General features: G+C 65.9%; 21 protein-coding genes. 3 read left to right on the forward strand and 18 right to left on the reverse strand.

What is annotated here, in order from left to right; all coding sequences use genetic code 11:
• A partial coding sequence (gene choX, locus G3N62_RS21055; protein ID WP_206141290.1) for a choline ABC transporter substrate-binding protein occupies nt 1-942 on the reverse strand: 942 nt, incomplete at its 3' end.
• A 45-nt stretch (nt 943-987) separates the two neighbouring features.
• Nucleotides 988-2,523 carry a choline-sulfatase gene (betC, locus tag G3N62_RS21060; protein WP_124669620.1) on the reverse strand — a complete coding sequence of 512 codons (1,536 nt, stop codon included), beginning with the start codon at nt 2,521-2,523 and terminating at the stop codon, nt 988-990.
• A 239-nt stretch (nt 2,524-2,762) separates the two neighbouring features.
• On the opposite strand from betC, the gene G3N62_RS21065 reads away from it, so the two are divergent.
• Entirely contained in the window at nt 2,763-3,668 is a 906-nt protein-coding gene (locus G3N62_RS21065; protein WP_124669619.1) for a LysR family transcriptional regulator, read from the forward strand.
• A 169-nt stretch (nt 3,669-3,837) separates the two neighbouring features.
• On the forward strand, nt 3,838-4,722 hold the full coding sequence (gene purU / locus G3N62_RS21070) for a formyltetrahydrofolate deformylase (protein WP_124669618.1): 885 nt from the start codon (nt 3,838-3,840) through the stop codon (nt 4,720-4,722).
• A gap of 33 nt (nt 4,723-4,755) precedes the next feature.
• On the opposite strand, the gene G3N62_RS21075 is transcribed toward purU, so the two are convergent.
• The 13 genes from G3N62_RS21075 to G3N62_RS21135 all read right to left on the reverse strand — a co-directional run bounded on the left by G3N62_RS21075 (nt 4,756) and on the right by G3N62_RS21135 (nt 21,137).
• Entirely contained in the window at nt 4,756-5,748 is a 993-nt protein-coding gene (locus tag G3N62_RS21075; RefSeq protein ID WP_124669617.1) for a DMT family transporter, read from the reverse strand.
• A 166-nt stretch (nt 5,749-5,914) separates the two neighbouring features.
• Nucleotides 5,915-6,526 (reverse strand): TetR/AcrR family transcriptional regulator, encoded by a 612-nt coding sequence (locus tag G3N62_RS21080; RefSeq protein WP_069705485.1) that lies wholly within the window; start codon nt 6,524-6,526, stop codon nt 5,915-5,917.
• 200 nt (nt 6,527-6,726) lie between these two features.
• Nucleotides 6,727-8,382, reverse strand: coding sequence for an APC family permease (locus G3N62_RS21085; RefSeq protein WP_034186097.1), 1,656 nt, complete (start codon nt 8,380-8,382; stop codon nt 6,727-6,729).
• Nucleotides 8,383-8,608: 226 nt separating this feature from the next.
• Nucleotides 8,609-9,472, reverse strand: coding sequence for a glycine betaine ABC transporter substrate-binding protein (locus tag G3N62_RS21090; protein WP_034186096.1), 864 nt, complete (start codon nt 9,470-9,472; stop codon nt 8,609-8,611).
• Nucleotides 9,473-9,606: 134 nt separating this feature from the next.
• Entirely contained in the window at nt 9,607-10,755 is a 1,149-nt protein-coding gene (locus G3N62_RS21095) for a hybrid-cluster NAD(P)-dependent oxidoreductase (protein ID WP_049035887.1), read from the reverse strand.
• Between the two features lie 112 nt (nt 10,756-10,867).
• On the reverse strand, nt 10,868-12,109 hold the full coding sequence (locus tag G3N62_RS21100) for an aromatic ring-hydroxylating dioxygenase subunit alpha (protein WP_034186094.1): 1,242 nt from the start codon (nt 12,107-12,109) through the stop codon (nt 10,868-10,870).
• A gap of 52 nt (nt 12,110-12,161) precedes the next feature.
• Nucleotides 12,162-12,947, reverse strand: a complete 786-nt coding sequence (locus G3N62_RS21105; RefSeq protein WP_124669616.1) for an electron transfer flavoprotein subunit beta/FixA family protein — start codon at nt 12,945-12,947, stop codon at nt 12,162-12,164.
• The gene (locus G3N62_RS21110) at nt 12,944-14,113 is read right to left on the reverse strand and encodes an electron transfer flavoprotein subunit alpha/FixB family protein (RefSeq protein WP_124669615.1); all 1,170 of its coding nucleotides are present in this window, start codon (nt 14,111-14,113) and stop codon (nt 12,944-12,946) included. Before G3N62_RS21110 ends, G3N62_RS21105 begins: the two co-directional genes overlap by 4 nt.
• 4 nt (nt 14,114-14,117) lie before the next feature.
• Nucleotides 14,118-16,043 carry a (Fe-S)-binding protein gene (locus G3N62_RS21115; RefSeq protein WP_124669614.1) on the reverse strand — a complete coding sequence of 642 codons (1,926 nt, stop codon included), beginning with the start codon at nt 16,041-16,043 and terminating at the stop codon, nt 14,118-14,120.
• A 3-nt stretch (nt 16,044-16,046) separates the two neighbouring features.
• Nucleotides 16,047-18,110: an NADH:flavin oxidoreductase gene (locus G3N62_RS21120; protein WP_034186090.1), complete on the reverse strand. Its 2,064-nt coding sequence runs from the start codon at nt 18,108-18,110 to the stop codon at nt 16,047-16,049.
• Between the two features lie 68 nt (nt 18,111-18,178).
• On the reverse strand, nt 18,179-18,712 hold the full coding sequence (locus G3N62_RS21125) for a DUF5943 domain-containing protein (protein WP_059556904.1): 534 nt from the start codon (nt 18,710-18,712) through the stop codon (nt 18,179-18,181).
• A 140-nt stretch (nt 18,713-18,852) separates the two neighbouring features.
• Entirely contained in the window at nt 18,853-19,824 is a 972-nt protein-coding gene (locus G3N62_RS21130) for a dipeptidase (RefSeq protein WP_034186088.1), read from the reverse strand.
• A gap of 38 nt (nt 19,825-19,862) precedes the next feature.
• Complete coding sequence (locus G3N62_RS21135; RefSeq protein ID WP_034186087.1) at nt 19,863-21,137, reverse strand: serine hydroxymethyltransferase; 1,275 nt, start codon at nt 21,135-21,137, stop codon at nt 19,863-19,865.
• A gap of 448 nt (nt 21,138-21,585) precedes the next feature.
• Between G3N62_RS21135 and G3N62_RS21140 the strand changes: the two genes are divergently transcribed.
• Entirely contained in the window at nt 21,586-22,611 is a 1,026-nt protein-coding gene (locus G3N62_RS21140; protein ID WP_034186086.1) for a GlxA family transcriptional regulator, read from the forward strand.
• Nucleotides 22,612-22,744: 133 nt separating this feature from the next.
• On the opposite strand, the gene G3N62_RS21145 is transcribed toward G3N62_RS21140, so the two are convergent.
• The 3 genes from G3N62_RS21145 to G3N62_RS21150 all read right to left on the reverse strand — a co-directional run bounded on the left by G3N62_RS21145 (nt 22,745) and on the right by G3N62_RS21150 (nt 25,258).
• A complete protein-coding gene (locus tag G3N62_RS21145; RefSeq protein WP_124669613.1) occupies nt 22,745-23,854 on the reverse strand; it encodes a fimbrial protein in 1,110 nt (369 codons plus the stop codon).
• Between the two features lie 108 nt (nt 23,855-23,962).
• Nucleotides 23,963-24,097, reverse strand: coding sequence for a hypothetical protein (locus tag G3N62_RS36275; protein ID WP_260449323.1), 135 nt, complete (start codon nt 24,095-24,097; stop codon nt 23,963-23,965).
• An 84-nt stretch (nt 24,098-24,181) separates the two neighbouring features.
• On the reverse strand, nt 24,182-25,258 hold the full coding sequence (locus G3N62_RS21150; RefSeq protein WP_241013162.1) for a fimbrial protein: 1,077 nt from the start codon (nt 25,256-25,258) through the stop codon (nt 24,182-24,184).
• Nucleotides 25,259-25,301: the final 43 nt, after the last annotated feature.

A 25,301-nucleotide genomic window follows, 5' to 3' on the forward strand; every position in this document is an offset into this window, starting at 1 on the left:
TACCGCCGGCAGGCCCGGTGCGCCGGCCGCCGTCGTCACGCCGTCCAGCCAGCCGGCGACCAGCGCCGGGTCGGCCTTCAGCGCATGCTGCGCCGCGAGCGCGGGCGACGTCTTGTTGTCGAGCATGTCGGCGATCATCCGGTTCTCGACGTCGACGGAGAACGTCATCTGCCGGAACAGGCGTGCGAGGTTCGCGCACTGGCCGGCGAACCCGGCACGCGTGACCGTGTTGACCGTCGCGCCGCCGTAGTTCGGGCCGAAGTACGCATCGCCGCCGGACAGATAGGTCAGATGGAACTTCGTGTTCATCAGATGCGGCTCCCAGGCCAGGAACACGATCCAGCGCTTGTCGCGCACCGCCCGCTCGACCTGCGTGAGCATGCCGGTCTCGCTCGATTCGACGAGCGACCAGTTCGACGGGCCGAGCGCGTGGTCGGTGAGCATCCGCTTGATGTTCTGGTTCGCGGGCGCGCCGGGCTCGATCCCGTAGATCTTGCCGCCGAAGCGGTCCGCATGACGCGCGAGATCGGCGAACGTATGCACGCCGGCGGCCGCCACGTAGTCGGGCACCGCGAGCGTGAACTTCGCGCCGCTCAGGTTCGCGTGCAGCACGTCGATCGACTTGTCGTCGACGAACGGCTTCACGAGCGGCGCCTGCGCGGGCATCCAGTTGCCGAGGAACACGTCGACCTGCCCTTTCTTCAGCCCCTGGTACGTGATCGGCACCGACAGGTTCGCTACCTCCTGCCGGTAGCCGAGCGCCTTCAGCACGACACCCGCCATCGCGTTCGTCGCGTCGATGTCGGTCCAGCCGGGCGCCGCCATCTTCACGTCGCCGCACGTCCGAGGGTCGGCCGCCCGTGCGCCCTGCGCCGTCACCAGGCACGCGGCCGCGGCGAGCGCCGCGCCGATCCGGATTGCTGCATTGCATTGCCGTTTCATCGTCCGCTTCCTCCGTCGTTCGTTCATGTTCGCGAGGCGGGACGCTCAGCGCCCGACCCGCGGAAAACGCGCCATCGCCTCGAGCGTGTCGAGTTCGATGTGATTGCGCATGTAACGCTGGCTCGCGTCGGTGAACGGCTGCCAGTCCCACGCCTGGATACGGCCCCGCGTCGTCGCCGCGTAATGGAAGCGCCGGCGCCGCTGGCTCGCGCGCACCTGCCGGTCGAGCTCGGGCAGGTTCCAGCGCCCCGCGGCTTCCGCGCGGAACGCGGCGAGCACGTCGGCGGCCTCGGGCACGCCGGCCAGGTTCGTCAGCTCGCGCGGGTCGTCCGACAGGTTGTAGAGCTGGTCGGGATCGAGCGGGCAATGCACGTACTTCCAGTCGCCGCGCCGGATCATCACGACCGGCGCGAGCGCGCCTTCCGCGAGGTATTCGCCGAGCGCGACATCGTGCGCGGGCGTGCCGTGCAGGTGCGGCACGAGGCTCGCGCCGTCGACCGGGTCGGGCCAGCCGCCGGCGGGCGCGGCGCCGGCCAGGTCGACGAGCGTCGGCAGCAGGTCGAGATGCGACACGGGCCCGCGCACGCGCGCGGCGCCGAAGCGGCCCGGCGCATGGACGATCAGCGGAACGCGGCAGCCGCCCTCGAAGAACGTCATCTTGTACCAGAGCCCGCGCTCGCCGAGCATGTCGCCATGGTCGGACGTGACGATCACGATCGTGTCGTCGGCGAAACCGCACTGCTCCAGCGCGGCCAGCACGCTGCCGAACTGCGCGTCGACATAGGACGTCGCGCCGTAGTACGCATGGCGCGCGGCGCGGATCTGCGCGTCGGTGGGCGGCGTGCGATCGTTCTCGCAGACGACGCGCAGCCGCTGCGAATGCGGATCGCTTTCCGCCGCATCGAGCCGCACGGCCGGCATGTCGATCTCGTCGTCGCGGTACAGATCCCAGTATTCGCGCGTGATCGCGTACGGGTCGTGCGGATGGGTCAGCGACACGACCATGCAGAACGGCCGCGCATCGTGCCCGGCCGCGCGCTCGCGCGCGACGTCGTAGAGCTTCTGCTTCGCGGCGAACGTGACTTCGTCGTCGAAATCGAGCTGGTTCGTGCGCACGCACGGGCCCGCCTCCAGCACCGAGCTCATGTTGTGATACCAGCTCGGCCGCTCGCCCGGCTGGTCCCAGTCGGGCACCCAGCCGAAATCGGCCGGATAGATGTCGGTCGTGAGCCGTTCCTCGAAGCCGTGCAACTGGTCGGGCCCGCAGAAATGCATCTTGCCGGACAGCATCGTCCGGTAGCCGCCCGCGCGCAGGTAGTGCGCGAACGTCAGCGTTTGCGCCGGCAACTCGGCGGCGTTATCGTAGGCGCCGATCCCCGACGGCAGCTTGCCGGTCAGCAGCGAGAACCGCGACGGTGCGCACAGCGGGCTCGCGCAGTAGGCGGCGTCGAACACCACGCCTTGCGCGGCGAGCCGGTCGAGCGTCGGCGTGCGTGCGACGCGGTTGCCGTAGGCCGGCAGCGCGAACGGCGTCAACTGGTCGGCCATCAGGATCAGGATGTTGGGTGTCGGGTTCGTCATGAGCGGTCGTGGGGAAAGCGGTGTTCGAACGGAGCGGCGCGCCGCTCCGGCGGCGGGACGTCCGGCATGACGGAGACAGCCCGCAGAAACCGCCGCGCACGCGGGCCGCGCTGGCTAGAATCGCGGAACGCATTGCCCGGCGGCCGCGAAGCGCGTGTGCCGCACCGTCCGATGCACTATCGCCCGCCCGAATTCGCGCGGGTAGGCGTCCGGCCCTTATGGGGCCATTAGAGAGACTTATGTCGAAACCGGAACCGTTACCGTCGATGCAGGCGCTGCGCGCGTTCGAATCGGCCGCCCGGCTCGCGAGCTTCACGGCCGCCGCGCGCGAGCTGGGCTCGACGCAGCCGGCCGTGAGCCAGCAGGTGTACCAGCTCGAAGCCGAACTGGGCGTGCCGCTGTTCGAGCGCAGTCCGCGCGGCGTCACGCTGACGGCCGACGGCCAGTGCCTGTACGAAGCGGTGCGGCTGAGCCTCGACACGCTGCGCGGCGCGACCGCCACGCTGCGCGCGCGCCGCGAGCACGGCGCGCTCACGATCGTCACCGACTTCGGCTTCGCGACCTACTGGCTGATGCCGCGGCTCGCCGGCCTGAAGCGCGTGATGCCGGACGTCGACGTGCGCGTCGTCACGTCACAGGATTACGACCCGCAGCGCGACCACGCCGACATCGCGGTCCTGTTCGGCGACGGTCACTGGCCGTCGTGCACGGCCGCACGGCTCTTTCCGGAATCGGTCACGCCCGTGTGCTCGCCCGCGTTCCGCGCCGCGCACCGCGACGTCGCGCGGGCCGACCACCTGCTCGCACTGCCGCTGCTGCACGTGCAGCCGACGCGCCCCGAGCGCTGGCTGTCGTGGTCCGGCTGGTTCGACGCGCATGGCCTCGAGCCGCCACCCGCCGCGCGCGGCGTGACCTTCAACAGCTACGCGCTCGTGATCCATGCGGCGCTGCTCGGCGAAGGCGTCGCGCTCGGCTGGTCGCCGCTCGTCGACGAGCTCGTCGCGTCCGGCCAGCTCGTGAAGCTCGTCGACGCGCCCGTCGTCACGTCGCGCGGCTACTTCCTGGTGCGCCCGCCGCAGCGGCCCGAGCCGGATGCGACCCACGTGTTCCGGCGCTGGCTGCTCGACGCCTGCGCCGGCGTCTGACGGGCCCGGCCGGCCCGCACGCGCTGGCGCGCCGATACCAGCCACACGGCGCGTTGGTTCTATCCGCCCCGGAATCGTCCTGATTTACTTGAGCCTCCCGCTACCCGCGCGGTGCGGCGCCGTCGTGCGCCGCCGCACGGCCGTGCGCCCATGCCAACCGAGGAGTCTCATGACCGCCGAGCACCGCCCCGATCAATTCGTCCTGACGCTGTCGTGCCCGAGCGCGGCCGGCCAGGTCGCCGCCGTCGTCGGCTTTCTCGATCGCCATCGCTGCTACGTCGATGCGCTGAACGTGTTCGACGACGACCTCAGCAACCGCTTCTTCGTACGCTGCGTGTTTCATCCGACGGATGAAACGCTGCAGATCGACGCGCTGCGCCAGGAATTCACGCCGATCGCCACGAGCCTCGGCGGCGCGCAGGGCGACATGCAATGGGCGATCCATGACGTGAACGCACGGCCGAAGGTGCTGATCATGGTGTCGAAGCTCGAGCACTGCCTCGCGGACCTGCTGTTCCGCTGGCGGATGGGCGAGCTGAAGATGGACATCGTCGGCATCGTGTCGAACCACCCCGATTTCGAGCCGCTCGCCGCCCAGCACGGGCTGCCGTTCCGGCACTTCCCGATCACGGCCGACACGAAGGCGCAGCAGGAAGCGCAGTGGCTCGACTTCTTCGAATCGAGCGGCGCCGAACTCGTGATCCTCGCGCGCTACATGCAGGTGCTGTCGCAGGAAACGAGCGCGAAGCTCGCGAACCGCGCGATCAACATCCATCATTCGTTCCTGCCCGGCTTCAAGGGCGCGAAGCCGTATCACCAGGCGCACACACGCGGCGTGAAGCTGATCGGCGCGACCGCACACTTCGTCACCGACGATCTCGACGAAGGGCCGATCATCGAGCAGGTCGTCGAGCGCGTCGATCATGCGCTGCGCCCCGAGCAACTGCTCGCGGTCGGGCGCGACGTCGAAAGCCTCACGCTCGCGCGCGCGGTGAAGGCGTTCATCGAACGGCGCGTGTTCCTGAACGGCGATCGGACGGTGGTGTTTTCGTAGGCATGCGAAACGGCGGCCGGCTCGCCCCGTGCCTCACGTCGAGGCGGAAGGCACGCGCGCCGGCGCCGTGCCGATTCGCCGCGCCCGGCGCCGCAGATACAGGTTGTTGAGAATCAGTGCCGCGCCGGTCAACCCGGCGCCCGCGATTTGCGCGCGAGTGGGCACCACGCCCGTGGCGGCGGACACGATGAACGCGGTGATGGGCAGGACGTCCATGAACAGCACGCCGTTCATCGGCCCCAGGATCCGGTTGCCCGTCATCCACAGCAGGATCGCGCCGAAGCCGGCCACCGGCCCCATGTACGCGAGATGCGGCAGCACCGCGTGCACGGCGGCCCATGACGGCGCCGCGATCCGGTGCGTTGCGACCAGCATCAGATTGACCGTGACGATCGTGGTCAGTCCGAGCCACGTCGTGAAGGTCGTGTATTTCAATGCCGACCAGCCGGAGAAACGCGCCGCGCCGAACGTATAGACGACCCAGCACAACGCACCGACGACGATCAGCGCATTGGCCGCATAGTGCTGCGGTTCGTGCAGCGCGGCCACCACGTCGCCGCGCGTGACGACGAGCACCACGCCGGTGAAGGACAGCACCACGAACAGCACCGACACCGGCGCGGGCGGGACGCGCCGCACCAGCGCGTTGAGCAGCAGCCCCATCATCGGCTGGGTCGCCATCATGACCGATGCGGTCAGCGCGCCTTCGTCGCCGGCCAGCTGCTGGCCCAGGAACACGAACGACCCGAACCCGCAAAAGCCGATCGAGCCGAGCAGCCATGCAAGCGGCACCGATTCGCCGGCCGCGCGGAATGCGCCGGGCCCTTCGACGACCCGCAACAACACGAGGAATGCGCTGCCCGCGATCAGGTAGCGCAGCGACGTGAACGTGAATGGATCGATGTGTCGCAACGCGTCGGTCATCACCGGAAACATCACGCCCATCAGGATCGTCGCACCGACACATGCCGCGATCCCCTTCCCGTACGCGCCCGCGGCCGGCACTGCGTTATTTGCGGCATTCATGACTGATCATTCCCAAATTAATTGAACGATGAGGCCGGTGCGGCTGCGCGCAGCGGCGGCGGTTTTTCAGCTGCTTTTTCGAATCGGCTTGCCCGTCAAGGTTTCGACTGCCGTCCGTGGAACACGCACAATTTAAAACTGATCGTTCTCAAAATAATCAAAAAAATCAGGTCAGCGCCCGCATCGCGATTTCGACGATCGAAGCCAGTTCCGCCTCCGACGCACTCGATTTGCCCAGCACGCGCATGCCCTGGATCAGGCACAGCAGGAACCGGCCAACCTCTTCCGGATCGAGGTTCCGGTCGAAATCGCCCGATTGCTGGCCGCGTGCGACCGCAAGGCTGAATTGCGTGCCGATGCGCAGCAGCGTCGATTCGATGTACGGTCGCAACACGTCGTCGCCGGGTAGCAACTCGACGGCCGAATTCGTGATGAGGCAGCCGCGGCGCTCCGACAGCCGAACACCGATTTCCGTGTAGTACAGCAGCGCTTCCCTGAGGGCCTGACGCGGCGGCAAGTCCGCCGCGAGACGCTCCTTGAGCCGCGCGATCGCGCCTTCCGCATAACGGTCGAACGCGGCGACCAGCAGCCCGTGCTTGTCGCCGAACGTCCGGTACAGACTGCCGCGAAACACGCCGGTCGCCTCGCACAGCGTATCGATCGACGTCGCGTGATATCCCTGCGCCCAGAACACGCGCGCCGCGGCGTCGATCACCTCGTCGGTGTCGAATTCGCGTGGGCGCCCCCTGTCACGGGAGCCGGGAGAAGTTGGACTCATGAGTCAGGATATTAGAACCGATCATTCTCAAAATCAAGCGTCGTCGCTCGCGGGCGGGCGCCGTGCACGCCGGCCATGCCGCCGGCCCTGAATGACGAAAGCCCGGCCGGTTGCAGCCGGTCGGGCTTCGTTGCGGGCGGCGAGATCGCACCGCCGTATGCGGTTTCCGGGTGATGTGCGCCGTTACACGGCCTGACGCGTCACTTCACCCATGCGAGGTAATACGACAGCCAGATCGTCAGCCCCGCGCCGATCAGCGCGGCATACGGCATCAGGTTCAGCCACATCGCGCGCTTCGGCACTTCGAGCTCCATGTCGCGCTGCATCTGCTCGGGGAAGCGGCCGCGATCCTGCCAATAGTGGCGATACAGGAAGACCGGCACGATCAGCAGCATCGCGATCAGTCCGTTGCGCAACGTGCCTTCGCCCTGCAGGTTCGCACCCGCGCCGACGTAGACGAGGTTCGCGTAGCCGCAGATCGAGCCTGCGACGAGCAGCCAGGTCGGGCAGCGGAACGGCCGATCCCAGTTGCCGCGATCCATCCGGTGGATCCAGCCCGACTGGAGATTCAGGAATACGAACAGCATGTAGCAGACGTTCGAGATCGACAGCACCGTCATGTAGTCCGACATCATCAGCAACACGAGGTTGAAGCCGAGGTCCGTCCACATCGCGCGGGTGGGCGAGCCGTGCTCGTTCACGTGCGACAGGTACTTCGGCAGCCAGCCGTCGACCGATGCCTGGTACAGCGTGCGCGACGAGCCCATCATCGACGTCATCACGATCAGCAGGATCGACAGCATCAGCATCACGACGACCGCATTCGCGACCCACGCGCCGCCGCCGACGATCTTCGCCATCGCGGCCGCGACACCCGTGCCGTCGCCGATCGACGGATCGAGCATCGCCTGCGTGCCGAGCGCGCCCTGGAACGCCATCGGCACGAGCGTCATCACGACGAGGCACAGCGCGCCCGACCAGAAGATCGCCTTCGCGGTATCGCGGCGCGGATCGCGGAATTCACGCGTGTAGCAGACGGCCGTCTCGAAACCATACGACGCCCAGCCGGCCATGAACATCGCGCCGAGCGCCATCGTGACGCCCTGCCCGTTCCACGAACCGAACGTCGCGGTCGTGAGGTTGCCTTGCGCGTCGTGACCGAGCGGCAGCAGCGGAAGCAGGTTCGACATCGGCACGTCGCCGGTGACGAACGGCACGATGCCGACGATCAGTAGCGGCGTGAGCGACGCGATGCCGAGGATGCGCTGCGTGCGTGCCGCCTTCGATGCGCCGCTGTGCTGAAGCTTGAACGTGATGAGAAGCAGGATCGTCGCGATGATGAACGTCGCATTGATCCGCAGGGACAAACCCGGCTTGATGAAACCGAGATCCGCGATCTTGAGCTGCCATTGCAGCACCGCCGCGTTGGCGGGAAAGAGACTCGTGAGCGCATAGCTCGCCGCGAGGCCGCAGCCGAGCGCAAGCATCGGCGACCACGCGAGCCAGTTGCACCACACGGAAACCGGGGCAATCAGCTTGCTGTAACGGACCCATCCGATCGCGCCATATACGGACGCGCCGCCCGATTTATGAGGAAATAGCCCCGAGATTTCCGCATAAGTCGCGCTTTGAATCAGCCCCATCGTGATCGCGGCGATCCAGATCGCCCACGCGGGCTGGCCGATCGTCGCGCATACGCCGCCGATCGTGAACAGCACGCCTGCCGGCACGCCGCTCGTCACCCAAAATGCGTCTTTCCAGGTCAGGCCACGATGCAGCGTGTGGCCCGTCGAATCATGTGAGATGGTTGCCTCAACGTCACTGGTGCGATTCGCACGCAGTCCTGCCTGACTCATCCAATTCCTCCTCTCGATCGGAGTTGGCGCTTTAGCGCTTACTCTGGTTCGATGCAAGCTGTGATGATTTTGCACAAGCGCCGTAGTGTAACAATTTACGGGCTTTTTTGCAGAATCCGAAAAATAATTCCGGGATATGGCCGCATTGAATCTCGATTATTTCGGATTCCTGCAAACCATTCCCGGCATGTTTTTATGATGATTCGTACGACGTATTGGGTGACGCTTACTGCGCGCCTTCCGTCCACGCATTCACGCGGTCCGGATGCGCGGCAATCCACGCGTCCGCGGCTGCTTCCGGCTTCGAACCGTTCTGGATCGCCAGCATCACGCTGTCGATTTCACCCGGCTTCCACTGGAATTTCTTCAGGAACGCGACGACCGGCTTGGCCTTGGCTTCGAGCCCCGGATTCACGACGCTGTCGACGTGCTCGGCACCGCCGAACACCTTCTTCGGATCCTCGAGGAAGCGCAGCTTCCACTTCGCGAACATCCAGTGCGGTGCCCAGCCCGTCACGATGACCGGCTTGCTCGCACCGACCGAACGCGACAGCTCGGCCGTCATCGCGCTGCCCGAACTCGGCATCAGCGTGTAGTTCAGCCCGTAGCTCTTGATCGCGTCGTCGGTCTTGCGCATCACGCCGGCGCCCGCATCGATGCCGACGATCCGGCCGCCGAAGCTGGCCTTCTCCGCATTCAGGTCGTCGATGCTCTTCGCCTTCACGTACGCGGGCACGATCAGGCCGATCTTCGCATCGGGAAAATTCGCGCCGAGGTCGACGACCTTGGCCTTGTATTCATCCCAGTAGGAGCCGTGCGTGACCGGCAGCCACGCGGACAGCGTCGCATCGAGGTCGCCGCGCGCGACACCCTGCCACATGATCCCGGCCGCGACCGGCACGAGCTTCACCTCGTAGCCGAGCTTCTTCTCGATGACGCGAGCCGCGACGTTGGACGTCGCGACGCTGTCGTCCCAGCCTTCGACGTAGCCGATCTTCAGCGTCGGCTTCGTATCGGCGAGTGCCGACGTGCTCAGCGCCACCATCGCCGACAGTGCGCCGGTCCACAACAGTTTTCCGAACAGTTTCATGGTCGATCTCCTTGATAAGCGCACCGTGCGCGTTGTCTCTCTAGGTTCTTCAACCACAAATCCGCGGTATCGTTGTTTTCCGACGGATGCTTGTCCGGACGCGACGTGTCCGGACAAGCGCCGACACATCGCGACTACTTGTCGATCACGAGATCCGACAGCGGCTTGCTGCAGCACAGCAGCACCATCCCCTGGTCGATCTCGCGCTGGCGGATGCCGCCGTTGTGCTTCATTTCGACCTGCCCCGACACGAGCTTCACCTTGCAGGTGCCGCACATGCCCTGCGTGCACGAGGCCGGCAGCCGCACGCCCGACTGGCGCGCCGCGTCGAGCACGTGCTGCTCCGAGCCGCACGAAATCTCGCGGTTGCTCTTCGCGAAGCTGACGGTGTACTGCTTCGTGTCGGTGTCGCCGCCTTCGGCCGGCGGTACGAGATCGGCGAGCAACTCGTCGCTCGCGGTCTGCGCGAGCGTCTCGAACGAGAAGCTTTCCTCGTGATACTGCTTGCGATCGAAACCGGCTTCGTCGAGCAGGTCGCGCACGGCCTTCATGTACGGCGCGGGGCCGCACGTGAAGATCTCGCGCTCCATGAAGTCCGGTGCGATCAGCTTCAGCAGCGGCAGCGTCAGGAAACCCGTGACGCCCGGCCAGTTCGTGCGCGCGCCCACGCGCTCGACGACGAACGACGTGCGGAAGTTCGCATGGTTCGACGCGATCAGGTCCAGCTCGCGCGCGAAGATGATGTCGTCCGGCGTGCGCGCACTGTGCACGAACAGGATGTCGCGATCTTCCGCGAGATCGTGGTGCGCGCGGCTCATCGACATCAGCGGCGTGACGCCCGAGCCGGCCGACAGGAACAGGTACTTGCGCGCCGGATGCCGGGCGCACGTGAACTCGCCGGCCGGGCCGAGCACGCGCACCGAGGCGCCGGGCTGCAGGTTGTCGTGCAGCCAGTTCGACACCTTGCCGCCCGGCACGCGCTTCACCGTGATCGACACCGTGTGCGGTCGCGCCGGCGACGACGAGATCGTGTAGCAGCGGTTGATCGTTTCGCCGTCGATGTCGAGCTCGAGCGTGAGGAACTGCCCGGGCTCGAACGAGAACGTGCGGCCCTGCGGCGAACGGAAGAAGAAGCTCTTCACGTCGTGCGTTTCCTGCCGCACGTGGCAGCACACCAGCGTTTCCTCGACGTCGCTCGTCCACCGCTCGGGCAGGCCGTTCCAGAACGCCGGGCGCGTGACCCGGCTGTCCGTCGGCTCGAAATTGGCCGCGTCTCGCATCATGTCAGCCTCCGCAGGGCCGCCCCAAGGAGGCTGACCGCCCCCGTGGGGGGCAGGGAACGCAGTGAGCGTGGGGATCGTTTCATCAGTTGCTCCGCTTGTCCGCTGCTATGACCTATTCGCCGGTTTTTTCGGCGAGCCGGCCGATGTACCATGCCGAGAATTTTTCGACGAGACCTTCCGTGTACGGCGAATACGGGCCCGGCTCGTACGCGCTGCTGCTCGCGCCGCGCTGCGAGAACTCGACGAGCGCGCGATCCTGGTCGTTGGTCGCGTTCCACACGGCCGTCAGGTTCTTCACGTCGTAGTCGATACCTTCCTTCGCGTCCTTGTGCACGAGCCACTTCGTGCGCACGAGCGTCTTGCCGGCCGACAGCGGGATCACCGAGAACGTCACGATGTGATCGCTCATGAAGTGGTGCCACGAGTTCGGCTGCGTCCAGAACGACAGGCCGCCGAGGTCGGCCTTGTCGAAGCCGCCGAGCAGCTTCTTCGACGCGACCTTCGCGTCGAGCGTCTGCGATTCGCCGCTGCGGTCGAGCGGCAGGCGCTGCGTGCGGAAACCCGTCACGTCGAGCAGCTTCTCGATTTCGGCGGACGGCAGGCCCATCTCGGCCCACTCCTTGCCGCGCCGCACGCACGTTTCGGCGAATGCGTCCATGCCTTCGGCGTTCGCGTCGGAACGCTGGTAGCCGAAGCCGTATTCGTACAGCGAGATCGTCAGCTCCGGATGGTTCGCGACGCAGTGATAGCACTCGCGGTTGTTCTCCATCGTGAGCTTCCAGTTGCCTTCCTCGATGATGTCGATCTGCGCGGCGATCTTCGTGCTCGGCAGATCGTGCGGCAGCAGGTACGGCTCCATCTCGGCGCGCATCTGCGCGAAGTCGACCGGCGGCTCGTCGGCGAGGCAGATGAAGATCAGGCCCGCGAGGTTCTCGACGTGCACCGACTTCAGGCTGTGCTTGCAGCGGTCGAACTTCTCGCCCATGTGCTCGGCGAACATCAGCTGGCCCGTCAGGTTGTAGGTCCAGCTGTGGTACGGGCACACGATGTTGCCGACCGAACCCTTGTCCTCGTTGCACAAGCGCGCGCCGCGGTGACGGCACACGTTGTGGAACGCGCGGATCGCCATGTCGTCGTCGCGCACGATCAGGATCGAATCGCTCCCCAATTGGACCGTCACGTAGTCGCCCGGCTCGGGAATGTCCGGTTCGACCGCCACCTGGATCCAGTGCTGGCGGAAAATCGCCTCCATGTCGAGCGCGAAGATGTCCTCGCTCGTGTAGAACGGCGCCTCGAGGCTGTGCCCTTCCTTGCGCCGCTCGATCAGTGCACGAATGTCTGCCGATACTTTCATCGTTTGCTCCGGATTCCTTGCATCCCTGGGTTCTTGCCGACAGGCATCAAAATCAGTAGTCGATGAGCTGATGCTCGCGCAAATACGCGAGGATCACTTGTGCTTTTTCGACCGAACTCCCTTCATTTACGACGTTGCCGCCCCGGCTTTCGGTCGTCGTCGCGGACAGCATCCGGGCATGCCCGGAACGCTTCTCGGCGGCGACCAGCTTGACGGGCTTACGCTCGACCGGGCCAACCGTCCACGCGGTCGCGTCGGCGTCCGCGCCGGGCGCCGCGAGCGCCGGCCGGATCGCGCCGGCGCGCAGCCGCGCATACGCGTAGCGCGGCTCGGCATTGGCGAGCGGATGGACGGCAATCACGGCCGGCAGCGCGGCATCGACGCGCCGCCGCAACCCTTTCGGCAAAAATTGCCGGACAGCCGCGCGGCCGCCTTCGACCGTCACGTCGACGGCCGAGCCGACCAGCGGATAACCGAGCGCCGCGGCGATGCGGTACGGCAGCATCCCGGTGTCGTACGCGCCCTCGGCGCGCGTGCCGGTCAGCACGAGGTCGTAGCCTTCGATACGCGCGGCGAGCGCGTGGACGGCATCGTCGCCGTCGCGGCAGGCCAGCACTTCGACCTCCCGCGCGCCGAGCGCGAGATATTCGGCCAGCGCCGCATTCGCGGGATCGCCGGCATGGATCACGTCGAGCGTCGCGCGATGCTGCTCGGCGAGCTGGCGACCGGTTTCGAGCGCGGCCGCGTCGTTACGGCTGTAGCGCACGACGCCGCTGACCGGATGCCGGCCGACGGACACGAGCACCGCGATGCGTTGCAAGAGGCGGGGGGCGTTCATGCGGCCACTCCTTCCGGTTCACGGGCGCCGACCGCGGCCGGCGATTCGCCGCGCGCGGCACGCGCGGCCTGTACCTGTTCGATCAGCGCGGCGATCGTCGCCTGCGCGTCGCCGACCACCGTCAGGTTCGCGCGCTTCGCGATCGGCGCACTGCCGTCGAGGTTCACCGCGATCACGTGGCGGCAGTCCTTGATCCCCTGCAAGTGCTGTACCGCACCGGAGATGCCGAACGCGATGTACACGCTTGCCTCGACCGTCTTGCCGGTCGCGCCGACCTGCTTGTCGCGCGTGAAGTGGCCGTTGTCGACCGCGACACGGCTCGCGCCGATCGCCGCGCCGAACGCACCGGCCAGCTGCTCGAACGCGCCGATGTCCGACACGCCGTTGCCGGCCGACACGATGAAGTCGGCTTCCTCGAGCGCGACCTGGGCCGCGTCGATTTCTTCCAGGCCGAGATCGCGGTACGGCTGCGCGGCGTCATGCGCCGGGCGGATGAAATCGGCGGCCAGCCGTTCGCCCGCGCCGACGAACGGCAGCTTCGCGTCGGCCGCGTTCGGCGCAAGCAGGATCACGTCGGGCAGCGCACGCGTGGCAAACGCCCGCCCGGCCTGCGCATATGCGCCGACATGCTTCGCGTCGATCTCGACGACGTGGGTCGCGACGCTCGCGCCGGCGGCCGCCGCGTAACGCCGGCCAAGATCGCCGTCGCCCGTCGCGTTGTCGGGCACGAACACGTGTTTCGGTGCGAGCGCGGCCACACAGGCCTGCAACGCTTGCAATTCGCTTTCGGGATCGAACGCGCGGCGATCGAAGCCGGTCAGCTCGAGCAGCTTGTCGACGCCGAGTTCGGCCGCGTCGTCCTTCAATTCGCCGAACGCGAGCAGCGCGACTTCGGTTTGCGCATCGGCGAGCACGGCGGCGGCGGCGATCGCCTGCCGCGCATGGTCGTCGAGCGCGCCGCGCTCACAGTGCGCGACCACCAGCATCACGTGTTTCGGATCCTGCAGCGCGCGGCGCGGCTTCGCGGCCACCGCGCCATGGCCGTGCACGGACCCGTGCGCGGCGTTCGCATCGGCGCTGCCTTCCTCGCCGAGCGTGATGCGCTTCAGGCCGGCGGCCGTGATGATGAACGGCCGGCGCGGATCGATTCGTTTGATCGTATTCATCGATTCACTCCAGCGAGGCGGCGACGAGTTCGGCGACGTCGAGCACGTCGGGGCGCGGGCCCACGACGCCTTCGAGCATGGCCGTGCAGTTCGGGCATGCAACCGCGACCACGTCCGCGCCGATCGTGCGTGCGTCGGCGATGCGGATGTCGGGAATGCGCTGCTTGCCGGGGATGTCGGTCAGCGGCGCGCCGCCGCCACCGCCGCAGCAGCGCCCGCGCATGCCGTTGCGCTCCATCTCGACGACCTGGATGCCGATCGTCTTCAACAGCTTGCGCGGCGCTTCCGTCTCGCCGTTGTAGCGGCCGAGGTAGCACGGGTCGTGATACGTCGTGCGCTTTTCCTGCAGCGACTCGACGGCCTTCGGCGCGATCTTGCCGCTGTCGGCGAGCTCGGCGAGATAGGTCGTGTGATGCTTGACCGTCACGCGCAGCCCGAGCGCACGGTATTCGTTGCGCAGGCTGTGCATCACGTGCGGGTCGGCCGTCACGATCTGCTTGTACGACAGCGTGCCGAGCGTGCCGATCAGGCGCTTCGCCATCTGCTGGAAGGTCGCTTCATCGCCGAGCCGGCGTGCGACGTCGCCCGTGTCGGTCTCGGTCGAGCCGAGCACCGCGTAGTCGACGCCCGCCTTGTTCAGCACCTTGACGAACGCGCGCAGCGTGCGCTGGTAGCGCATGTCGAATGCGCCTTCGCCCGCGACGAACAGCACGTCGACCGGCTTGCCCGGCTGCGCGACGGGCGCGCTCAGGTCGACCGACCAGTCGTAGCGCGCGGCCGTGTCGTAGCCGCCCATCGTGCCCGTTTCACGCAGGTTCGCGAGCACTTCCTGGCCCTTGCCGGGCACCGTGCCGTGCACGAGCGTGCGATTGCGGCGCATGTCGACGATCGCGTCGACGTGTTCGATCAGCATCGGGCACTCCTGCACGCACGCACGGCAGGTCGTGCACGACCACAGCGTCTGCTCCTCGATCAGCCCCGACACGATCGGGCCGTTCGGCTCGCCGCGATGCTGGCCGACCGCGAGGCCCGGCGACGGGCTGCCCGCGTATGCCGCATCGGTACCGCCGGCCATCCCGACGACGAGATCCTGGATCAGCTTCTTCGGGTTCAGCGGCTGGCCCGACGCGAACGCGGGGCACGCGGCCTCGCACTTGCCGCACTGCACGCAGGCATCGAAACTCAGCAGCTGGTTCCAGCGGAATTCGACCGGCTTCGCGACACCGTATTCCTGATGCTCGATGTCCGGCAGCTTCAGCGCGGTCGGCGGCGTGGCCGTGCCGTTGCCGGTGAACGATTCGCGCGTGGCGGCGAAACGCTCCTGGCGCGGGTGGAACGCGAGGTGCAGCAGGCCGGCGATCGCATGCTTCATCGGGCCGCCCTTCGCGGCGCCGATCGTCATCGTGAACGCGCCGACGCCGATCAGCAGCGCGCAGAGCACCGCGAACGCACCCGACATCGCGCCGGTCGGCACCAGCATGAACAGCACGAGGCCGAGCGCGAACGAGCCGAGCAGCCAGGGCAGCGTGTTCCACGGGCCTTTCGACAGCCGCGCGGGCACGTCCCGGGCCGCGCGGCGGCGCCACACGAACACCGCGCCGACCAGCATCGCGAGCGCCGCGAGGAAAATCAGCTTGTCGAGCCAGGGCGAATAGATCGCGAGGCCGTAGTTGACGAACACCAGCGCCAGCGCGCCGATCGCGCCGCCGGCCGTCGCGACGTGCGTCTTCGCGATGTACGGATCGCGGGCGACCACGTGGTGCAGGTCGACGAAATAGCGCTTCGGAATCGCGAACAGGTTCGCGACGCCGAACGAGCCGGGCGTCGTGGCGCGGCCCAGGCGCCAGTAGGACGAGCGCTTCGCGACCGCGAACGCGAGCCCCGCCACCGACAGCCACAACAGGGCGGTAATGAGGAAGGACGGGTTCATCGTTCAGAAATCCTTCACGAGACGCAGCGAGTCGTAGATTGCCCCGTGGACGTTGTGCATCGAGATGCAGTCGCCGACACGGAACAGCAGGAAACGGCCGTTGCCGAGTTCTTCCGACAGGCACGGCTGCGGCTCGGCCGCGAACAGCGTGTGCGGATCGATCTGGCCGCGGTTCACCGATTCCGGCTTGAGCTTCCAGTACAGCTCGTCGTTCGGCGACGAACCGTTCTCGATCACCACCTGGTCGACGGCGCGCTCTTCCAGTTCTTCCGTGTACTCGTTGCGCAGCACGGCGATCATCTTGCCGTTCTCTTCATAGACGCGGTCGAGCATCGTGTTCGGCGTCGGGATCACGCCGAACGCGTACAGGCGTCGGTAGAAGATCGGGAACGTCGTGCCGCCGCAATCGTCGGCGACCTTCACGTCCGGCGTGACGACCTCGACCTTCGAGCCGCGGCTCGCCATGAAGTCGGCCACGCCTGCACCCGCATGCGTGCTCACGCCGTCGAACAGCAGCACGTTCTGCTTCGGCTCGACCTTGCCGGTCAGGATGTCCCACGAGCTGACGGCGAGCCCCTCGGCCACGCCCCAGCCCGGCACCTGCCACGTGAAGCTCGACCCGCCCGTCGCGAGCACGACGATGTCCGGCTTCTCGGCCATGATCATCTTCTCGTCGGCGGCCACGCCGAGACGGCGGTCGACGCCCAGGCGCTTCGTCTCCATGTCGAACCAGCGGATGATCCCCGACATCTGCTCGCGCTGCGGCGCCTTCGCGGCGATCATCACCTGGCCGCCCACTTCCGCGTTCTTCTCGAACAGCACGACATCGTGGCCGCGCAGCTTCGCGACGCGCGCCGCCTCGAGGCCCGCCGGGCCCGCGCCGACCACCACGACCTTGCGCTTCGGGCCGCGCGACTTCTCGATGATGTGCGGCATCGTCGCTTCGCGCGACGTCGCCGCGTTCTGGATGCACAGCACGTCGAGGCCGTTGTACTGGCGGTCGATGCAGTAGTTCGCGCCGACGCACTGCTTGATTTCGTCTTCGCGGCCGTCGCGGATCTTGATCACCATGTGCGGATCGGCGATCTGCGCGCGCGTCATGCCGACCAGGTCGATCATGCCGGTCGCGAGCAGGCGCTCGGCCTGGCCCGCGTCGCGGATGCTCTGCGCGTGCATCACCGGAATCTTCACGACCGACTTGATGCCGGCCGCGAGGTGCACGAACGGCTCCGGCGGCAATGCCATCGGCGGCATGCAGTTCGCGATCGTGTTGTGCGTGTCGCCGCCCGAGCCGACCACGCTCAGGTAGTCGATCAGGCCCGTCTCCGACATCGCCTGCGCGATTTCCTTCAGCGCTTCGTGATCGAGGCCGTCCTCGTGGAATTCGTCGCCGCACATGCGCAGGCCGACGCAGAAATCCTTGCCGACCGCCTCGCGCACGGCCGTCAGCACTTCGATGCCGAAGCGCAGGCGGTTTTCGAGGCTGCCGCCCCATTCGTCGGTGCGATGGTTCGAACGCTTGCTCCAGAACTGGTCGATCAGGTGCTGGTGAGCGGCCGAGATCTCGATGCCGTCCATGCCGGCCGCCTTCACGCGCTTCGCGGCCGCCGCGAAATCGCCGATGATGCGGCGGATTTCCTCGATCTCGATGATCTTCGCGTTGCCGCGGTGCACGGGTTCGCGCACGCCCGACGGCGACATCAGGTGCGGCCAGTGCTCGCCGTGGAACGACGAGCGGCGGCCCATGTGCGTCGCCTGGATCATGATCTTCGCGCCGTGCTTGTGCATCGTGTCGGCCAGGCGCGTGAGCGGATCGATGATCTTGTCGGTCGACAGGTTCACCGATTTCCACCAGCCTTGCGGGCTGTCGATCGACACCGGGCTCGACCCGCCGCAGATGGCCAGGCCGACGCCGCCCTTGGCCTTTTCCTCGTAGTAGCGGATATAGCGGTCGCCCGGCAGACCGCCCGGCTCCGCATACACCTCCGCGTGCGCGGTGCTGACGATCCGGTTGCGCAGCGTCAGCTGGTTCAGCTGCATGGGTTTGAACAGGTGGGGATAACGCATCGCTGGCGACCTCTGGCGTTCGAATGTCTCGTGTTGCGGGTGTTGTTCTGCTTCAGTGAAACGAGGCGTCAGTGCGCGATCGGCGACACTTCGAAGACGCAGTGGTCGTGATGCTCGGCCGCGCACTGCACTTCCTTCGACTGCGCGCGCGGTGCACCCTTGCCTGCCGGCGTCGTGTCGTTGACCCAGTCCATCGCGCCCGCGAACCAGCCCGCGAACATGTAGCAGAGCTTGCCTTCCTTGCCCGGCTGCTGGAGCACGAACGACGAGTGGCGCAGCTCGATCTTCGCGCGTGCGGCGGCCGGATCGGCCTCGATGATCGAGAACAGGCCCCAGCCACGCTGCGACAGGCGCTTCAGGTAGTGCTCGAACACGGCCATGCCGGTCAGGCCGTGCAGCTTCGCTTCCTTGTCGCACCAGTGGTAGGCGGACTTGTAGCCGGCCTTGTAGAGGATCTCGGCATACGCGTCGACGCCGAGCGCTTCCTCGACGGCGACGTGGTTGTTCGTGAAGAAGTGGCGCGGCACGTACAGCATCGGCAGCGCGTCGGTGGTCCAGACGCCGGTATCGGGATCGACGTTGATCGGCAGTTGCGGTTGCATCGTGGTGACTCCGTGAGGAAATTGGCCGCGCGGTTCAGCGCGCAGGCGCGACATCGTCCGCGCGCCCGCGCGGCTTGCGCGGGCGCGTCCCGATTTTTCTAATGTTGAATCGCGGGTAGCGGTTCGGCGCGATGCGGCGCTTACGCGCCCCACACGTCCTTGAACACGCGCACCCAGTTCTCGCCCATGATCTTGCGGATCCGCGACTCCTTCCAGCCGTGGCGTTCCATCGCCGCGGTCAGGTTCGGGAATTCGCCGATCGTGCGGATGCCGTCCGGGTTGATCACCTTGCCGAAGTTCGTCAGCTGGCGATAGCGGCCCTTGTCATGCGTCAGCATGTCGAAGAACTCCTTCGCGAAATCCTGCGTGAAGTCCGTGCCGATGCCGACCGCGTCTTCGCCGATCAGGTTCACGACGTAGTCGATCGCCTCGATGTAGTCGTCGATGTTCGCTTCGATCCCGCGCTTCAGGAACGGCGCGAACATCGTCACGCCGACGAAGCCGCCCGCATCGGCGATCTCCTTGAGCTGCGCGTCGCTCTTGTTGCGCGGATGCTCCTTCAGGCCCGACGGCAGGCAGTGCGAGTAGCACACCGGCTTCTTCGAGAACGCGATCGCTTCCGACGACGTGTTGCCGCCCACATGCGACAGGTCGACCATGATGCCGACGCGGTTCATCTCGGTGATCACTTCGCGGCCGAAGTCCGACAGCCCGCCGTCGCGCTCGTAGCAGCCGGTGCCGACCAGGTTCTGCGTGTTATAGCAGAGCTGCACCACACGCACGCCCATGTCGGCGAACGCTTCGATGTAGCCGAGGTTGTCCTCGAATGCATGCGCGTTCTGGAAGCCGAGGATGATCCCGGTCTTGCCTTCCTTCTTCGCGCGGAAGATGTCGTCCGTCGTGCGCACGAGCGTCAGCAGCTCGCCGTTGTCGCGGATCTTCTTCTTCATCACGCCGATGTTGTCGACGGTCTTGGTGAAGTTCTCCCACACCGACACCGTGCAGTTCGCGGCCGTGATGCCGCCCTTGCGCATGTCCTCGAACACCGGCTTCTCGAACTTCGAAATGTTCAGTCCGTCGATGATGATGCTGTCCTGATGCAGCGTGCTCATATCCGCTCTCGCTCGTGGGTCTGTTCTTGTGGGATCGATCAGTAGATCGGGAAGCGCTCGCAAAGCGCGAAGATCTCGCGGCGCACGCGCTGTTCGGTCGCGGGGTCGCCTTCCGGATTCGCGCGCAGCGCGTCGAACACCTCGAGGATCAGGCGGCCGATTTCGCGGAACTCCGCCACGCCGAAGCCGCGCGTCGTGCCCGCCGGCGTGCCGAGACGGATGCCCGACGTGACGGTCGGCTTCTCGGTGTCGAACGGGATGCCGTTCTTGTTGCAGGTGATGCCCGCGCGTTCCAGCGCCTGCTCGACCGGCGCGCCCTTCAGGCCCTTCGGGCGCAGGTCGACCAGCAGCAGGTGGTTGTCGGTGCCGCCCGTGACGAGATCGACGCCGCCGGCCTTCAGCACTTCGCCGAGCGCCTGCGCGTTCGCGAGCACGTTGTCGATGTAGGTCTTGAAATCGGCATGCAGCACTTCGCCGAACGCGACGGCCTTGCCGGCGATCACGTGCATCAGCGGGCCGCCCTGCAGGCCGGGGAACACGGCCGAGTTGATCTTCTTCGCGATGTCCTCGTCGTTGGTCAGCACGAAGCCGCCGCGCGGGCCGCGCAGCGTCTTGTGCGTGGTCGACGTGACGACGTGCGCGTGCTCGACCGGGTTCGCGTGGCGGCCGGCGGCGATCACGCCGGCGATGTGCGCCATGTCGACCATCAGCTTCGCGCCGACGCTGTCGGCGATCGCGCGGAAGCGCGCGAAGTCGAGCGCACGCGGGTAGGCCGAGAAACCGGCGATGATCAGGTTCGGCTTGTGTTCGTGGGCAAGCGCCTCGACCTGGTCGTAGTCGATCCGCATCGTGTCGCGGTTTACGCCGTACTGAACGGCGTTGAACCACTTGCCCGACAGCGCCGGCTTCGCGCCGTGCGTCAGGTGGCCGCCGGCATCCAGCGACATGCCGAGCACCGTGTCGCCCGGCTTGGCCAGCGCGAGCATCACCGAGCCGTTCGCCTGCGCGCCCGAGTGCGGCTGCACGTTCGCATAACCGGCGTTGAAGATCTGCTTCACGCGCTCGATTGCCAGCGCCTCGACTTCATCGGCGAACTCGCAGCCGCCGTAGTAACGCTTGCCGGGATAGCCTTCCGCGTACTTGTTGGTCAGTACCGAGCCTTGCGCCTCGAGCACGGCGCGCGACACGATGTTTTCCGACGCGATCAGCTCGACCTGCGACTGCTGACGCTCGAGTTCCTTCAGGATGGCGCTGCGCACCGGCGCGTCGCGCTCGGCAAGGGGCTGCGAGAAGAAAGGCTGGGTGTTCGACATAGTGCGTCCGTGACGAAGAATAAAGGGCTGCAACCGAAGCTCAAGGCCCGCCCTGCCTGGGTTTCCCGCTACGCCAGTGCAAGGCTGCCGACGGCTCTATTCTTGTCGTTCGGATTTTCGGCGGATTGATGAATTTAGACGCGTTCTTTGCCTTTTCCGCCATGCGCGTCCGTTTTGTACAAGTGACCGGTCGTGCTTTTCGGGATGACCAACCCAAACGGTATCGGCCGTTCACCTATGGATACGCACACCGGCAGTGCGTTTGCCGCCCGGTCGGGGTGCGGCATGTCACGGTTACGGTGCAGTGCAGCATGGGCCTGACGCCCAGGCAACGTATGGAGCTAGGGTTTAGCCGTATGGCACGCTTGTTGCGCTCGCTCACACAATACCGCAGCCCGATGCGTGCCCTTCGGGCATAAAGCTATTAGAGATTCTAGGAACGCTCCCCATGTCGCCCGACCGCACAGCGTCGCTGTCCCACTTCGCGTTCATGCCGTTACCGAATTTCACGATGATCGCGTTCACCAATGCGATCGAGGTGCTTCGGATGGCGAACTACCTGAGCGGCCAGCCGCTCTACCGCTGGTCGGTGATCAGCCCGGACGGCGGCCCGGTCACGGCGAGCAACGGCCTGACGGTCGACACGGGCCCGGCCGAATGCGCGGGGCAGCCCGACATCGTGTTCGTGTGCGGTGGCGTCGACGTGCAGCGTGCGACGACGCCGGCCCATCTGTCGACGCTGCGCCGTTTCGCACGCTCGGGCATCCCGCTCGGCAGCCTGTGCACGGGCACCTATGCACTCGCGAAGTCGGGACTGCTCGCGGGCTACGCGTGCGCGATCCACTGGGAGAACATGTCGGCGCTGAAGGAAGAGTTTCCGGACACGCGCTTCCTGAAGGAACTGTTCGTGATCGATCGCGACCGCATCACGTGCACGGGCGGCGTCGCGCCGCTCGACATGATGCTGAACCTGATCGCCGCGCGCGTGGGCACCGCGCGCGTCACGCAGATCGCCGAGCAATTCATCGTCGAACACGTGCGCGACACGAGCGCGCAACAACGCATGCCGCTCGTCGCGCGGCTTGGCTCGGCGAACAAGTCGCTGTTCGAAGTGATCTCGCTGATGGAGAACAACATCGAGGAGCCGCTGTCGCGCGAGGAACTCGCGCGGCTCGCGAACATGTCGCAGCGGCAACTGCAGCGCCTGTTCCGCGAGCACCTCGGCATGACGCCCACGCATTACTACCTGACGCTGCGGTTGCGCCGCGCGCGCGAGTTGCTGCTGCAGACCGACATGTCGATCATGCACATCACGATGGCGTGCGGCTTCCAGTCGGCGTGCCACTTCAGCAAGAGCTATCGCGACGCGTTCGGCGTCGCGCCGACGCGCGAGCGCCGCAAGCAGGTCGCGCCGCTGTCGCAGGGTGCGGCAAGCGGCGGGTCGAGTTTTCCGGTCCATTCGCTCCATGCCTGAAGCCGGAGCCGAGCCGGGTGTGCAATCAGGCGGTTGAACCGGATTTTTCGGACGACATCGAGCGCGCGCTGCCGCCGCGGCTTGCGATGCCGATTACCTTGTCGGTACATTCCGGCCGGCCTGCCGCTCCCGCTCAGTTGTACTGGATCACGAAGTTCAGCGTGGCATTGCCGCTGCCTGCGGTGATCGTGCCTGTCGTGGGCGCATACTTCGCCTTGCCCGAAAAGCGGTAGACCTCGCCGTCCGGGCTCGAGCGGTTCCAGTCCATCGTCAGCGCGTCGGCCTGGGTGAATGGCAGCTTCACGCCCTTGTCGCTCGTCAACGCAATGCCGACACCGGCGGCGACACCCGGTGTGCCGCGTCCAGTCAGACGCAACAGGCCCGCAGCCTCCTTGTCGCCTTCGAAGTACACCTTCACCGGAAGCGGATTGCCCGGCTTGTTGGTCCCGCACGCGACTTCAAGCGAGAACGGATGTTCCGCTGCCCGGCCGCCCTTGATCCGTTCGATCGGCTCCTTGTCCATCCGCACATTGGTGACGGGCGTCGTGGTCTGGCAGCCGCCGAAATAGATGTTGTTCGTCACCTGTGTCGTGCCCCTCCCGTTGATATGGCGACGGAGGATCTTGCCGGACGGATCCTTGGCGGCATCGAAGACCGCATTGAACGCGAGCGATACGGTGCCGCCCGGCCCCACATTCTTCGCCGTTCTGACCAGTTCCGCTCTCACCTTGTGCGGCGGATACAAAACGGGCGCACCGCCTCCCAGAATCGTGGATCCACTGGGATAGGTCATCGGCGGAATATCTCCTGCCGCGTTACCGAAGTCGACAAATACAAATCTCACGCCAATGCCGTCCACGCTGGTTTTGTATACGCCTTTGTATCCGGAAACCAGTTGACCATCCGGTACCGTCATCGACAATGTTGCCTTGGTGTCCCAACACGCGGTGCTGATTCCGGTCCCCGCCGCCGCAAACGTAACCTCGGCGCGCGCCAGCACGTCGCCAACAGGCGCCGCCGCGACGTTCATCGTTGCGGGAAACGTCACGTTGTAGGTGCCACCGGCCCACTCACCGTCGTTGTCACAATAGCCCAACGCGGTCCCCGACCAGATCAACGAGCCGACAACCATTGCCGCTCGAAGCCAGCGAAGCTTTTTATCAAAAATGCCATTCATTTCGACAAAATCCGTGATGTTGAAACGTGCCAAATGCGTCACGCAACGGTTGGACAGTGACGGCATGGCGCCTCAAGGGCGATATCGTTTGGCACCTTGGTTCGTCGGCGTGAGGAATGTTTGAATCAGGTATCGCGGGCGAGTCGCTGTCGTTCACCGCTTCGTCTATCAAAATCAGTTGTACTGAAGCACATGTGTCAGCGTCGCGTCCGCCTTCCTTGCCTTGATTTCGCCACCGCTGGCGACGTAGCGAGCCTTGCCCTGAAATCGGTGGAACTCGCTATTGGTGCCACTGGACGTCCAGGTCATCGCCCATGCCCGCTCTTTCACAAACGGCAACCCAACACAATCGAGGGTCCCTTCGGCATGAGCGGCGCTCTCGGTCTGGATCGGTCATTGATAGCTCAGGGTGAAGGTCGCGGCGGCATTCGCGCTCCCTGGTGTAATACGCGGGCTGATCTGTACATAGCGCGCCTTTAGGTCAATGGACATGCCGTCCTGACCCTGCTTGACGGTACCTGCATACCATTGGTTGGTATTGCCGACGGCACTGGAATCCGGCCCGTATCCCAGCACGACATCATCCTTGAGGATCTGGATGCCCACCCCGGTGGCCGCCTTCGCACTCTTCGACAGCGAGAGGGTCTTCGAAGTGTTTGCAGCATTCGTTGCGTCCGTCAACGTGACGAAAGCCCGGGTCCTGGTTCCCGCGGCGCCCCCCGAGCACTGCAGCTTGATCGAGAACGATTGGGGAGGAGCCGTCGATCCGACGCCCGAGAAGGCACTCGTCGCCATCACGCGCCCCATGGATACAGGAATGTTGGAGGGACTCTGGACGGTGCAGGATGGAACCCTGGGCTTGATGATGAGTGGCGAAGCGAATCGGAATTCGACAAGTGTCTGGCCGGCGGCGCTGTCCGCAGTGTAGCGGGCGTAGGCGCCGGTCAATATGCCGCCCGCGGTGATGTCTCCTGTCTTCACCAACTCGAATATCTTCGGGGCGAAAATTAACTCCCAGGTCTTATTGGTCCATCCATTACCATTAGTAATAAAGGGGTACGGCTGCCCCATTGGGGACCGTACCCGTATCCCGATGTTCGGGATGTCCGTCGGGTAGACGTTGTTGTTTCCCTGAACGCCGATGCCGGTGTAAACCTCCCTTGTCGCGGAAGAGCAGCTCGTAAAAGGGAGGAAACCTTTAACGTTCGTGAACTGCATCCCCGTCGCCTCTGCCGTATAGATCACCCCGCCGACGTAAGTCTGGGTGGGATCAAAGGGAGGGGGATTAAATCCACTTACCGACACAACATAGTAATCCTTTCCATCCGTCGTATCCGCTTGGCAAGCCGCCGAAGCGCACACCGGCGCAAGCGCCAAGCAAAGTGCAATAAATACCTTATTTCGGATAATCATCCACATTTCCATTCGATCTTGAATCGCTACAATGAAGGTGACAAGACCCTTCGCCATCGCTGCCCTGGGTGAACGACAAAGCAGAGGCTTTCCGGAGGCC

It is taken from the genome of Burkholderia sp. Tr-20355 (genome assembly GCF_017104685.1).
GTDB classification, from domain to species: Bacteria; Pseudomonadota; Gammaproteobacteria; order Burkholderiales; family Burkholderiaceae; genus Burkholderia; species Burkholderia seminalis.